At 50.8% G+C, this 12538-nt stretch carries 11 protein-coding genes; all 11 read left to right on the top strand.

The annotated features are described in order from the left end of the window. Window positions 1–110: 110 nt before the first annotated feature. The 11 genes from zwf (at window position 111) to FC20_RS10390 (ending at window position 12385) form a co-directional block, all read left to right on the top strand. On the top strand, window positions 111–1559 hold the full coding sequence (gene zwf, locus FC20_RS07755) for a glucose-6-phosphate dehydrogenase (protein WP_008463160.1): 1449 nt from the start codon (window positions 111–113) through the stop codon (window positions 1557–1559). Continuing rightward, window positions 1559–2677 carry a DNA polymerase IV gene (dinB, locus tag FC20_RS07750; protein ID WP_056945366.1) on the top strand — a complete coding sequence of 373 codons (1119 nt, stop codon included), beginning with the start codon at window positions 1559–1561 and terminating at the stop codon, window positions 2675–2677. The genes zwf and dinB overlap by 1 nt, the downstream gene beginning before the upstream one ends. A 56-nt stretch (window positions 2678–2733) precedes the next feature. Then, window positions 2734–3693 carry a DHH family phosphoesterase gene (locus tag FC20_RS07745; RefSeq protein WP_008463165.1) on the top strand — a complete coding sequence of 320 codons (960 nt, stop codon included), beginning with the start codon at window positions 2734–2736 and terminating at the stop codon, window positions 3691–3693. After that, the gene (locus FC20_RS07740) at window positions 3686–5047 is read left to right on the top strand and encodes a DEAD/DEAH box helicase (protein ID WP_054668066.1); all 1362 of its coding nucleotides are present in this window, start codon (window positions 3686–3688) and stop codon (window positions 5045–5047) included. The genes FC20_RS07745 and FC20_RS07740 overlap by 8 nt, the downstream gene beginning before the upstream one ends. A 232-nt stretch (window positions 5048–5279) precedes the next feature. After that, window positions 5280–7913 (top strand): alanine--tRNA ligase, encoded by a 2634-nt coding sequence (gene alaS / locus FC20_RS07735; protein WP_008463173.1) that lies wholly within the window; start codon window positions 5280–5282, stop codon window positions 7911–7913. An 82-nt stretch (window positions 7914–7995) separates the two neighbouring features. Next, on the top strand, window positions 7996–8253 hold the full coding sequence (locus FC20_RS07730) for an IreB family regulatory phosphoprotein (RefSeq protein WP_008463175.1): 258 nt from the start codon (window positions 7996–7998) through the stop codon (window positions 8251–8253). After that, window positions 8253–8681 carry a Holliday junction resolvase RuvX gene (ruvX, locus tag FC20_RS07725; protein ID WP_008463178.1) on the top strand — a complete coding sequence of 143 codons (429 nt, stop codon included), beginning with the start codon at window positions 8253–8255 and terminating at the stop codon, window positions 8679–8681. The genes FC20_RS07730 and ruvX overlap by 1 nt, the downstream gene beginning before the upstream one ends. A 4-nt stretch (window positions 8682–8685) precedes the next feature. After that, complete coding sequence (locus FC20_RS07720) at window positions 8686–9009, top strand: DUF1292 domain-containing protein (RefSeq protein WP_008463180.1); 324 nt, start codon at window positions 8686–8688, stop codon at window positions 9007–9009. Between the two features lie 96 nt (window positions 9010–9105). Continuing rightward, window positions 9106–11469 (top strand): endonuclease MutS2, encoded by a 2364-nt coding sequence (locus tag FC20_RS07715; RefSeq protein WP_201779616.1) that lies wholly within the window; start codon window positions 9106–9108, stop codon window positions 11467–11469. 122 nt (window positions 11470–11591) lie between these two features. After that, window positions 11592–11903 (top strand): thioredoxin, encoded by a 312-nt coding sequence (trxA, locus tag FC20_RS07710; RefSeq protein WP_008463183.1) that lies wholly within the window; start codon window positions 11592–11594, stop codon window positions 11901–11903. Window positions 11904–12070: 167 nt separating this feature from the next. Then, window positions 12071–12385, top strand: a complete 315-nt coding sequence (locus FC20_RS10390) for a hypothetical protein (protein ID WP_156402965.1) — start codon at window positions 12071–12073, stop codon at window positions 12383–12385. Window positions 12386–12538: the final 153 nt, after the last annotated feature.

The raw sequence follows: 12538 nt of genomic DNA, 5'->3' as shown, positions 1-12538 counted from the left end.
ATTAGTGTCCTAATTTCGGGGGTCATATCATAATTTGGGTGCTTTTTATTTTGTCTCAGCTTATAACTTGCTAAAATAGAAGTAGTTGTAAGTTTTTTGAGGTGCAAATCATGAATAATATTCCAGCAGTTATGATCATTTTTGGCGGCAGCGGTGACCTGGCCCACCGCAAGATTTACCCAGCCTTGTTCAACCTCTACCGGCAGGGGCTGATCCAAGACAACTTTGCCGTGATTGGTACGGCCAGACGGCCTTGGTCTCACGACTATCTCCGGGAAGTCGTGTCAACCGCTGTTCACGAATTCTTTGGCGAAGTCAATGAAGACGACCTGGCGGCCTTTGCCAGCCATTTTTACTACCAGTCCCACGACGTGACCAGCGTTGACCACTACAAGACTTTGAAAAAGCTGGCCAGCGACTTAGATGAAAAGTACGCTTGCCAGGGCAACCGCATCTTCTATTTGGCCATGGCTCCAAGCTTCTTTGGCACCATCGCGGAGCACATTGCCGACCAGCACCTGACCGGGACCGGCTTTAACCGCTTGATTGTGGAAAAGCCTTTTGGCACGGACTTAGCCAGTGCGCAGGTTTTGAACAAGCAGATCCGCTCCTCTTTTAACGAAGAGCAAGTCTTCCGGATCGACCACTACCTGGGCAAGGAAATGGTGCAAAACATCCTGCCGCTGCGCTTTGCCAACCCCATGATCAAGGTCTTGTGGAATAAGGACAATATCAAAAATATCCAGGTGACCTTAGCTGAGCGCCTGGGCGTAGAAGCGCGGGGCGGCTACTATGACCAATCTGGCGCCATGCGGGACATGGTGCAAAACCACATCTTCCAAATTATTACTTTGCTGGCCATGCCAGAACCATCCCGTTTAACTGACCAAGAAATCCACGTGGCTAAGGAAGCTCTGCTGGACTCACTGGTTATCCCAGATGAAGCCGCCGTTGCCCGCGACTTTGTCCGCGGCCAATATGCCGGAACGGAAACGACTTTTGAATACGTCAAAGAGCCAAATGTTGACCCAGATTCCAATACCGAAACCTTCGTGGCTGGCCATGTTGAATTTAAGCATGGGCCTTTAGCCGGCGTCCCTATCTACTTCCGGACGGGGAAGGAAATGCGGGAAAAGAAGACCCGGATTGACGTCGTCTTCAAGGGGCAGCGCAGCCTGTACGGACAAGTTGCCGACAACACCCTGACGATCGAAGTCGACCCAACTGACCAGATCTACTTCCACTTAAACGGCAAGACCATCCAAGGCGGGGACCTGCGCAAGGAAAAGATCTACTACCGCTTTAGCGACGAAGAGCAAGCCAAGGTGCCAGATGGCTACGAGCGCTTGATCCGCGACGTTTTTGTCAACGACTCCACCAACTTTACCCGCTGGAATGAACTGAGACAATACTGGAAGTTCGTTGACGCCGTTGAAGCTGCCTGGCAAAAGCAAAATGAAGCCGGCGTTAAGCCAGTTAAGTATCCGCCATACCTTTTAGGGCCTGCTGAAAGCAAGCAAGTCTTCCAAGATCCAGGCGATTCCTGGATTTACAAGTAATGGCTGACCAGGACTTTTTGCCGCAAAATGACTACTCTCGGCGGATTATCCACCTGGACATGGATTCTTTTTATGCGTCGGTCGAAATGCGGGACAACCCCGCTTTAGCTGAAAAAGCCGTCGTGATTGCTCAAAACCCGCTTGAGCATGGCGGCCACGGGGTAGTAGCGACGGCGAACTACCGAGCGCGCAAGTACGGCGTGGGGTCAGCCATGGCGGCTATTGAAGCCGTAAGACGGATACCGCCTGGCGAATTGGTCTTTATTCCGCCCAATTTTGCCAAGTATCACCGGGTGTCTGACCAGGTCCACCAAATCATGCACCGGGTAACCGACCAGGTGCAAAGCGTGGCACTAGACGAAGCTTACCTAGACGTGACGAAGAGCAAGCTGCCGGACAAAAGTCCTCTGGAATTAGCCAGCTACATGCAGGAATGCATCTTTAAAGAACTTCATTTGACCTCGTCTTTTGGGGTCAGCTACAACAAATTTTTGGCCAAGATGGGGTCAGAATACGCCAAGCCCTTTGGCCGGACCTACATTAGCCCCGAAGACGCACCAGCCTTTTTAAACCGGCAGGATATTAAAGAGTTCCCCGGCATTGGCAAAAAGACCCAAGCTAAGCTGAGAGAACTTGGCGTCAATACCGGCAAGGACTTGAAAGACTTTGGCTTAGACCAGCTTCTGTCTACTTTTAAAAAGGCGGGCTACTACATGGCCCTGCACGCATATGGCATCGACTTAAGCCCGGTGGTCTCAAGTAGGGCGCGGAAGTCGCTTGGCATAGAGCGGACCTTTGAGCCAGAAGTCTATTCTTTTGACCAGGCGGAAAACTACCTGCTTAAGTTTTGCCAAAAGGTGGCTCAAGAGCTGGCGGCTAAGGGACTGGTCGCTGGCGTCATCGTCTTAAAACTGCGAGACCGCAACTTCAAGACCATTACCAGAAGGCAAAAACTGGCCAAGCCCAGCCAGGATCCGGACCTCTTTTACCAGGTAGCTAAAGAGCTTTTAGACAAGGAACCGGAATTCGTCGAAGAGGGGATCCGCCTGTTAGGGGTGTCGGCGGGCGAGCTAGAAGCTGGCCGCTACCAAGAAATCAATCTCTTTGAAGATAGCTAAAAAGGGCATTTTTTGTTAAAATAGAAGGTCGAACTAGCGGCAGAAAGGAACAGCGCATGAATACTTTTGATGAAATTTTTGATAAGATCAAGCAATACCCAACCATTATTCTCCACCGGCACACCAACCCCGACCCTGACGCCATTGGCTCTCAAGCCGGCCTAGCCAAGTCCTTAAGACTGGCTTTCCCAGACAAGAAGATCCTTTGCACCGGGGAAAATGATGTGGGCGATCTTTCTTGGATCAACCAGATGGATGAGGTGAAAGACGAAGACTACCAGGGTGCCCTGGTGATCACGACCGACACGGCCAACACCCCGCGGATTTCTGACCAGCGCTACAAGCTGGGCGATTTCTTGATCAAGATTGACCACCACCCAGACATCGATCCATACGCCCCAATGTCTTACGTGGACCCCAAAGCTGCCGCTGCTAGCGAAATCATCGCTGACTTCATCCAAGCTGAAGACCTGCCGATGAACCAGGAAATCGCCCTGGCTCTTTACGCCGGTATTATCGGCGATACCGGCCGCTTCATGTACGACGCGACTAGCGCCCATACTTTTGAGGTAGTGTCTAATTTATTGAAGACTGGCATCGACATCGCCAAAATTGCCAGAAAAGAAAGCGAAGTAACTTTTGCCCAAGCCAAGCTGCAAAGCCTCGCGATTGAGAAGATGCAGCTGGATGAATCTGGCTCAGTCGCCATCACTGTGATCAGCCAAGACGAGCTGAAGAGCCTAGGCTTGACCCAGCCAGCCGCCCACGTTGCTGTATCTAGCCCCGGCCGGATCAAGGGCATTATTGCCTGGCTGGTCATTGTCGAAAAAGAAGACGGCACTTACCGGGTTCACTACCGGTCAAAGGGGCCGCACATCCACAAGCTGGCTGAAGCCCACGATGGGGGCGGCCATGAGCTGGCCTCTGGCGCTAGTGCCAAGGACCAGGCGGAAATTGACCAAATCTTTGCCGAATTAGTGCAAGTAACTAAAGAATATAAGGAAGACCATGAATAACATTTTTACCGATAGCCGCTTAAGAGAAGAAATTCGCTTCGCGCTAGACAAGATTGGCTTTAAAAAGCCAACCCCCGTCCAAGAAAAAGTCATCCCCGTGATGCTGAAGCGGCAAAGCGTTGTCGTGCAGGCTGCCACTGGGAGCGGGAAGACCCATGCTTACTTGGTGCCAGTCTTAAACGACATTGACGTTGACGACAAGTACGTTCAAGCCATCGTGACGGCACCTAGCCGGGAACTGGCTGACCAGCTCTATAAGGTAGCTAGACAGCTCCGAGATGCATCTGGGCTCAATATTTCTATCGCGCTTTTAGCCGGCGGCCAAGACCGTGACCGGCAAATTGCCAAGTTTGAGCAAAACAAGCCGCAATTAGTGATTGCCACTCCAGGGCGTTTGCTGGACTTTGCCGACAAAAAGATTCTAACTCTCGACCGGGTCAAGGACTTCGTGATCGACGAAGCCGATATGACTTTGGACCTTGGCTTTTTGGCTGATGTGGACAAGATTGCCTCCCGGATGCCCAAGGACGTGGTCATGTCTGCCTTTTCGGCGACGATTCCCGTGAAGTTGTCCAACTTCTTGCGGAAATATATGGAAAAGCCGGAAGAAATCGTGATCGACAACCCGGCAGTTATTGCTCCAACCATCAAGAACGACCTCTTGGACATTGGGAGCAAGGACAGAAAGAAGATCGTCTACCAGCTCTTGACCATGGGCCAGCCCTACCTCGCCTTGATTTTTGCCAATACCAAGCAAAAAGTTGACGAATTAGCTGACTATTTGGCTAGTCAGGGCCTCCGCGTAGCCAAGATCCACGGCGGCATTACCGAAAGAGAGCGCAAGCGGACCCTTAGAGAAGTCAGAAATGGCCAGTTCCAGTACGTGGTGGCCAGCGACTTGGCTGCCCGCGGGATCGACATCGACGGGGTCAGCTTAGTCATCAACTACGAAATCCCGAAGGACCTGGAATTCATCATCCACCGGATCGGCCGGACCGGCCGCAATGGCCTGCCAGGCCATGCCGTAACCTTGGTCAGAGAAGAAGAGATGAACCGGGTTGGGGCCTTAGAGCACATGGGCGTTCACTTTGACTTCGTTGAAATCAAAGACGGCGCCTTGGTGCCAAGAACCCACTACCGCCGCCGGGATAACCGCACGGCCAAGGCCCGCCAGCTTGACCCCCACATGAAGGGCGTGGTCAAGAAGGTCAAGGCTAAGAGAAAGCCTGGCTACAAGAAGAAGATTAGGCAGGCTATTCAAGAAGACAACCGCAAGAAGCGGAAGATTGAAGCCCGCCACGAAATGCGGCACCAAAAGCGTCTGCGCAAGCGTAAGCGCGAACAAAATCGTTGACATTTTGGTATTTAGTAGTAAAATTAGTCTAGTTTAAGACATGTTTTCTAATCACTAGATTCAAAGAGAGAGCCGGCTGGTGAGAAGGCTTATCGCCGATTAGGAAATGCTCCTTAATGGTAAATTTCGAATAATAAAGAGGTAACAAGCATTGTTGCAATCAAGGTGGTACCGCGTCGAAAGCGTCCTTGAACTAGCCAATGCTTGTTTTTTGTTTTTTTAGGAGAATTCGATGAAAAAGTTAAACAGTTCAGAATTTCGGCAAATGTTCCTCGACTTTTTTGCAGAACATGGCCACATGGTGATGCAATCAGCCAGCTTGATTCCAAAGGATGACCCAACTTTGCTTTGGATCAACTCCGGCGTTGCTACCATGAAGAAGTACTTTGATGGTTCAGTTGTACCAAAGAACCGGAGAATTACCAGCTCCCAGAAGTCCATCAGAACTAACGATATTGAAAACGTTGGTAAGACGGCCCGCCACCAAACCTTGTTTGAAATGCTGGGCAACTTCTCAGTTGGGGACTACTTTAAAGAAGAAGCCATTCCTTGGGCTTGGGAATTTTTGACCAGTCCTAAGTGGCTGGACCTGGACAAGGACAAGCTTTACGTAACTGTTTACCCAAAGGACACGGAAGCTCACCGCATCTGGCATGAAGTCGTTGGCCTGCCAGAAGACCACATTGTGCAGCTGGAAGACAACTTCTGGGACATCGGTGAAGGCCCATGTGGTCCTGACTCAGAAATCTTCTACGACCGCGGCCAAGAAAACAACGACGTTCCTGAAGATGACCCAGAAAACTTCCCAGGTGGTGAAAACGCTCGTTACCTGGAAATCTGGAACATCGTCTTCTCTGAATTCAACCACCTGCCAGATGGCAGCTATGTTGAACAGCCACACAAGAACATCGATACTGGGATGGGGCTGGAAAGAGTTTTGTCCATCTTGCAAGACGCGCCAACCAACTTCGAAACTGACCTCTTCTTGCCAATCATTCACGCAACCGAAGACTTAAGCGATGGCAAGAAGTACGGCGTAAACAAGGACGACGACACTTCCTTCAAGATCATCGCTGACCACATCCGGGCCATTTCCTTTGCCATCGGTGACGGCGCCTTGCCAGGCAACAACGGCCGCGGCTACGTGTTAAGAAGACTTCTTCGCCGGGCTGCCTTGAACGGCAGAAAGCTGGGCATCAAGGACGCTTTCTTATACAAGCTGGTGCCAGTTGTTGGCGACATCATGAAGAGCCACTACCCAGAAGTTGCTGATCAAGCTGACTTCATCAGCAAGGTTATTAAGAACGAAGAAGAACGCTTCGGCGCAACCCTGGAAGCCGGCTTGACCCTGCTTGACGACTTGATCGACAAAGCTAAGGCCAGCGAAGACAAGACCATCTCTGGTCAAGATGCCTTCAAGATGTTTGACACTTACGGCTTCCCATACGAATTGACCGTTGAAGCTGCTGAAGACAACGGCTTGAAGGTTGACAAGGCCGGCTTTGACAGCGAAATGGAAGCTCAAAAAGAACGTGCCCGCAAGGCCCGGGGCAAATTGGAATCCATGGGTTCTCAAGACGAAACTTTGATGGAAATCAAGGACGACTCTACTTTTGACTACGGCGTTTATGAAGAACAAGGCAAGCTGATCGACATCATCGTTGACGACAAGCTGGTTGACAAGGCTGAAGGCGAAAAGGCAACCTTGATCTTTGATCATACCCCATTTTACGCAGAACGCGGTGGTCAAGTAGCCGACAAGGGTGACATTTTTGACCAAGAGGGCAACCTTGTAGCCCGGGTTTACGACGTGCAACACGCACCAAACGACCAAAACCTGCACTTTGTGGAAGTTGTATTGCCACTGGAAAAGGGTCAAACTTACACCTTGAAGATTGACCGCGCTCGCCGGGAAGGTTTGCGTCACTCTCACTCAGCAACCCACCTTTTGCACGCTGCTTTGCGTCAAGTTTTGGGTGAACACACCCACCAAGCTGGCTCAGTCGTTGAACCAGACTACCTGAGATTCGACTTTACTTCCCTTGACCCAACCACGCCAAGAGAACTGAAGAACGTGGAAAAGATCGTTAACGAAAAGATCTGGGAAGCTATCCAAGTTAAGACCACTGAAACCGACCCAGAAACCGGTAAGAAGATGGGCGCCCTGGCCTTGTTTGACGGCAAGTACACCGACAAAGTTAGAGTAGTCCAAATGGACGACTTCTCCATTGAATTCTGCGGTGGTACCCACTGCGACAATACCAGCCAAATCGGCATCTTCAAGATTATTTCTGAACAAGCTATCGGTGCGGGCGTAAGAAGAATTGAAGCCGTAACCTCTAAGTTGGCTTACGAATACCTGGCAGGCCGCTCAGACATCTTGGACGACATCCAAGCAGCCGTGAAGGCAACCAAGCCTGACGGCATCAAGAGCAAGGTCGAAAGCCTGCAAAACGACCTGCGCGCTGCTGAAAAGCAAAACGCTGCTTATGAAGCCCAAATCAACGCGGCTAAGGCCGGGAAGATTTTTGACAACGTGAAGACGGTCGGCGACTTGACGGTGATTGCTACGATCGCTGACGTCAAGGGCATGAACGACCTGCGCGAAATCGCTGACCAATGGAAGAGCGAAGGCAAGTCAGACGTCTTGATCCTGGGTGCTAAGGCAGAAGGCAAGGCCAACATGCTGATTCGTTTGGGCCAAAAGGCGCTTGACCAAGGCCTGAAGGCCGGCGACCTCATCAAGAGCGTGGCTGCGATCTTCGGCGGCGGCGGCGGTGGCCGTCCTGACATGGCACAAGCCGGCGGTAAGAAGCCAGAAGGCCTCCAAGACGCCATCGACGCTGCAGTCAGTCAACTTGACTAAGGCTTTTTTCGGGCGAAATAATTGAGTTATGAGCCTGTTTTAAGTAAAATATTAATTAGCATAAAAAAGAGGGGGAATAATCATGAGTTCGCTTGATAAGACGATGCACTTTGATTTCAACCAAAATAAGGGTAAGAATATTCGCGAAACCTTAGAGGATGTTTACGAAGCCCTGGAAGAAAAGGGCTACAGTCCAATTAACCAAATTGTGGGTTACCTGCTTTCAGGCGACCCAGCTTATATCCCGCGTCATAACGATGCTCGGAACCTGATCTTGAAGCATGAGCGCGATGAAATCATCGAAGAGCTGGTTAAGAGCTACTTGGGCAAGAACAAATAATGCGTTTGCTTGGACTGGATGTTGGCTCAAAGACCATCGGGGTTGCCGTCAGCGACCCCTTGGGCATTACCGCTCAGCCGGTAGCCACCATTGAAATCGATGAAGACCGGCACAATTTTGGGATGCGGTCTTTGAAGAAGCTGGTTAGAGAGTACGAGCCAGATGGCTTTGTCTTAGGCCTGCCCAAGAAAATGGATGGGAGTGACGGCGCCTCAGTTGAAAGAAGCCAGGCCATGGCTGACCGGCTGAAGCAAAAGTTTGATCTGCCCGTCTACTTTGACGATGAACGCTTGACGACTGTTGAGTCAGAGCGCATACTAATTGAACAAGCAGGGATGCATGACCGCAGACAGCGCAAGAAGGTCGTTGATCAGATGGCCGCTGTGCTCATTTTGCAGAACTATTTAGATTTACACCGAAAGGATTAACATCATGGCATTTGAAGTTAACGCTAAGGACCAGGACAGACAATTGACCCTGGTTGATGAAGATGGCAATGAAGAATTGTTTGAAGTGCTATTCACTTTCCATTCTGATGACAACGACAAGTCCTACATCCTGCTTTACCCAGCAGCTGTAGATGAAGACGAAGAAATCGAAGTTCAAGCCTTTAGCTACGACGCTGACGAAGATGGCGACGTAACGAGCAGCGACTTGCACGAAATTACTTCTGATGCAGAATGGGACATGGTTCAAGGCGTGCTCAACACCTTCTTAGAAGATGACCGTTTGAGCGGCGATGAATCAGCTGAATAAAAAGAGTGGGTTGCAAAACCCACTTTTTTCTTTTTGATTTATTCTTGTTTTTGTTTGCTTTGACTTTTTACTTAAGAAAAATATTCTAGAAAAATGATGAACCAGAAAATTTTAGAAATTCTCGAATATGGCCAAATCACCCAGCGACTGGCTGAAGAAGCCATTACCGGTCCGGCTAAAAATCAGGCCTTGAATTTAGTGCCGGAAACCGATCCTATCAAGGTTCAGGCGGCTTTGACAGAAACCAAGGCCCTGGCCGACTTGATCCGGGTTAAGGGGCAATTGCCCTTAACCGACTTTCATGACGCAGCGCCGGCCTTAAAGCGGCTGAAGGTACACGCTGACTTAAACGCCAAGGAACTGGGCAATATCCTGCTTATTTTTGCCCTGGCTAAAGAAAGCAGCGACTTTATCGAAGAGGCAGGCGAAGAAAACGCCAATCTGGACTTCTCCGCAATCGACTTTTTGCTAGAGGACTTGGTCCTGCCAGATGACTTGTACCGGCGACTGAAGACGTCCCTGACCTATGACGGGGAAGTCCTGGACACGGCATCAGCAGCGCTAGCGAGCCTGCGCCATGACCGCCTGGCCAATGAAACGGAAATCAAGGAAAAGATGAACGCCTATACCCGGGGCAAGATGAGCCAGTACCTGTCTGAAGCTGTCGTGACCATCCGGGATGACCGCTACGTCATCCCCGTTAAGCAGGAATACCGCTACAAGTTCGGCGGGGTAGTCCACGACCAAAGTGCCTCTGGGCAGACCCTTTTTGTTGAACCAGAAGCGATCTTGGTCTTAAACAACCGGCTGCAGAATCTGCTGGCTGAAGAGCGCCAGGAGATTCACCGCATCTTGCATGAATTGTCGCTGGCAGCGGGCGAAGAGTGGGAGGCGATCCAGCTTGTAGCCGGCGCCCTCAGTCAGCTGGACTTTTTGTCAGCAAAGGCTAAATTGGCTAAAAAGATGCGGGCGAGTCAACCGGCGATTACTACTGACCAGTCGGTTAAGCTTTTAGCGGCCCGCCACCCCCTAATCGATCCGAAAAAAGTCGTGGCTAACGATATTTGCCTGGGCCAGGACTTTGACACGGTCTTGATCACGGGGCCTAACACCGGTGGTAAGACCATCACCCTGAAGACGCTGGGCCTCTTGTCGCTGATGGCCCAGTCTGGCCTCTTTATTCCAGCGGCTGAAGGCAGTCAGGTAGCTATTTTTGACCAGATTTTTGCCGACATCGGCGATGAACAGTCTATCGAGCAGTCGCTCAGTACTTTTTCATCCCATATCACCGATATTGTGGCCATTATGAAAAAGGTGACAAGCAAGAGCCTGGTCTTGATCGACGAAATCGGGGCTGGGACTGACCCAGAAGAAGGGGCCAGTCTAGCGATTAGTATCTTGGACTTTTTCCGCAAAAAGCAAGCCAAGATCATGGTGACGACCCACTACCCAGAGCTAAAGCTGTATGGCTACAGCCGCGAGCGGACGACCAACGCGTCCATGGAATTCGACATGAAGACCTTGTCGCCAACTTACCGTCTGCAGATGGGGATTCCGGGGCACAGTAACGCTTTTGCCATTGCCAGACGGCTGGGGATGCGGGAAGACGTCGTTTTAGATGCTGAAAAGCTGATGAGCGACGATGATTCTGACATCAACCACATGATCGATGAGCTGAATAAGCAGACCAAGCTGGCAACGGAAAATCGGCAAAAGCTGCAGTCCAGCCTGGACCGGGCCAAGAACCTGGAAAAGCAGCTGCGGGATGCCTTGGACATCTACAACCAGCGCGCCCAAAAGCAGCTGGACTTTGCTCAAGAGCGTGCAAACGAGATTGTGGCCAAAAAGCGCAAGAAGGCAGACAAGATTATTGCTGACCTGGAAGAAGCCCGCAAGAACGGGGCCAACATCAAGGAAAACCAGCTGATGGACGCTAAGGGCGAATTTAACCAGCTGGCTAAGCAGGAGGCCAATCTGGCTAAAAATAAGGTCCTGCAAAAAGAAAAGAAGCGTCACCATGTGGCGGTGGGCGACAAGGTTAAGGTCTTGTCTTACGGGCAAACCGGGACGGTTACCAAGAAGCTGGGCGACCATGAATACGAAGTGGCGCTTGGCCGGATCAAGCTGAAGGTGAGCGACCGCGACATCGACAAGCTGGCGGCTAGTGGCGACGGCCGGGGCAAGGTGCGGGCAACGAGTGCTTCACGCTCAAGCCGCGCCCGCAGCCAACTGGACTTGCGCGGCCAGCGCTACGAAGAGGCCATGATCAACCTGGACCGCTACTTTGACACGATTTTGCTGTCAGGTCTTTCAACGGTGACCATCGTCCACGGGATCGGGACGGGCGCCATCCGCCAGGGCGTCCAGCAGTACCTCAAACGCAACAAGCATGTGAAGTCTTTTGCCTACGCACCGGCTAATGAAGGCGGTACGGGGGCAACGATCGTCACTTTGAAATAGGCGTGAGCATAGCACTTGTAAAAAGTAAGTGAGTTTGGTACACTTATATCAACAAGTGATCGAGGGATGCTTGTTATTAGTAAGTAGAAATTTTTTAAAAAAGATAGATTTGAGGGATACAAATGGTAGATGCAATTACCGATGCAAACTTTGAAGAAGAAACCAAGGATGGCGTGGCTTTAGTTGACTTCTGGGCAACTTGGTGTGGCCCTTGCCGTATGCAGTCACCTGTAATCGAAGCCTTGTCAGAAGAACGTCAAGACGTTCACTTCACCAAGATGGACGTTGACGAAAACCCAAACACGCCAAGAAACTTCGGCGTGATGGCAATTCCTACTTTGCTGATCAAGAAGGACGGCCAAGTTGTTGACCGCTTGACTGGCTACACTCCAAAGGAAAAGTTGAACGAAATCTTGGACCAATACACTGATTAAGAGTTAGGTAAGGCGAAGCCACTTGTGGCTTCGCCTTTTTTGTTTGGCTGATGGGGCTGGCGGTTTGGTTTGTGGACTGTGGCCAGTCAGCCAGCCTGGTTTGGCTGGGAATCGCCCCCAAAGTATGTCGATCGGGGTAGATTTTTGCAGGAGTTCGCCCCCGAAGTATGTCAACCGGTCTGGATTTTGGCGGAAAAAGCCCCCAAAGTATATCAACCGATCTGAATTTTTGCGAAATATGCCCCCGAAGTATGTCAACCGCGCTAGATTTTGGCGGAAAAAGCCCCCAAAATATGTCAACCGGGGTGGATATTGGCGAAAATTGCCCCCAAAGTATGTCAACCGCGCTGGTTTTTGGCGGAATTTGCCCCCCAAGTATGTCAACCGCGCTGGATTTTTGCGAAATATGCCCCCGAAGTATGTCAACCGCGCTGGATATTGGCGAAAATCGCCCCCAAAGTATGTCAATCGCCCCCGGTTGAGTCAACTTGGGGGCAAATTTTCGGAAAAAGTGGTCCGGTTGAGTCAACTTGGGGACAAATTTTCGGAAAAAGTGGTCCGGTTGAGTCAATTTGGGGGCGAATTTTTGGAAAAGGAGACCTGCTTGAGTCAACTTGGGGGCAAATTTTCGGAAA

It is taken from the genome of Lactobacillus equicursoris DSM 19284 = JCM 14600 = CIP 110162 (assembly GCF_001434815.1).
In the GTDB taxonomy this organism is placed as follows: Bacteria; Bacillota; Bacilli; order Lactobacillales; family Lactobacillaceae; genus Lactobacillus; species Lactobacillus equicursoris.
Note: the sequence above shows the minus strand (reverse complement) of the source record. Positions and strands in the feature narration are given on the sequence as shown.

What these genes read in the sequence shown, in the direction of transcription:
- zwf (WP_008463160.1), top strand. Translation starts at nt 111, where the DNA reads ATGAATAATATTCCAGCAGTTATGATCATTTTTGGCGGCAGCGGTGAC.
- dinB (WP_056945366.1), top strand. Translation starts at nt 1,559, where the DNA reads ATGGCTGACCAGGACTTTTTGCCGCAAAATGACTACTCTCGGCGGATT.
- FC20_RS07745 (WP_008463165.1), top strand. Translation starts at nt 2,734, where the DNA reads ATGAATACTTTTGATGAAATTTTTGATAAGATCAAGCAATACCCAACC.
- FC20_RS07740 (WP_054668066.1), top strand. Translation starts at nt 3,686, where the DNA reads ATGAATAACATTTTTACCGATAGCCGCTTAAGAGAAGAAATTCGCTTC.
- alaS (WP_008463173.1), top strand. Translation starts at nt 5,280, where the DNA reads ATGAAAAAGTTAAACAGTTCAGAATTTCGGCAAATGTTCCTCGACTTT.
- FC20_RS07730 (WP_008463175.1), top strand. Translation starts at nt 7,996, where the DNA reads ATGAGTTCGCTTGATAAGACGATGCACTTTGATTTCAACCAAAATAAG.
- ruvX (WP_008463178.1), top strand. Translation starts at nt 8,253, where the DNA reads ATGCGTTTGCTTGGACTGGATGTTGGCTCAAAGACCATCGGGGTTGCC.
- FC20_RS07720 (WP_008463180.1), top strand. Translation starts at nt 8,686, where the DNA reads ATGGCATTTGAAGTTAACGCTAAGGACCAGGACAGACAATTGACCCTG.
- FC20_RS07715 (WP_201779616.1), top strand. Translation starts at nt 9,106, where the DNA reads ATGAACCAGAAAATTTTAGAAATTCTCGAATATGGCCAAATCACCCAG.
- trxA (WP_008463183.1), top strand. Translation starts at nt 11,592, where the DNA reads ATGGTAGATGCAATTACCGATGCAAACTTTGAAGAAGAAACCAAGGAT.
- FC20_RS10390 (WP_156402965.1), top strand. Translation starts at nt 12,071, where the DNA reads ATGTCAACCGGTCTGGATTTTGGCGGAAAAAGCCCCCAAAGTATATCA.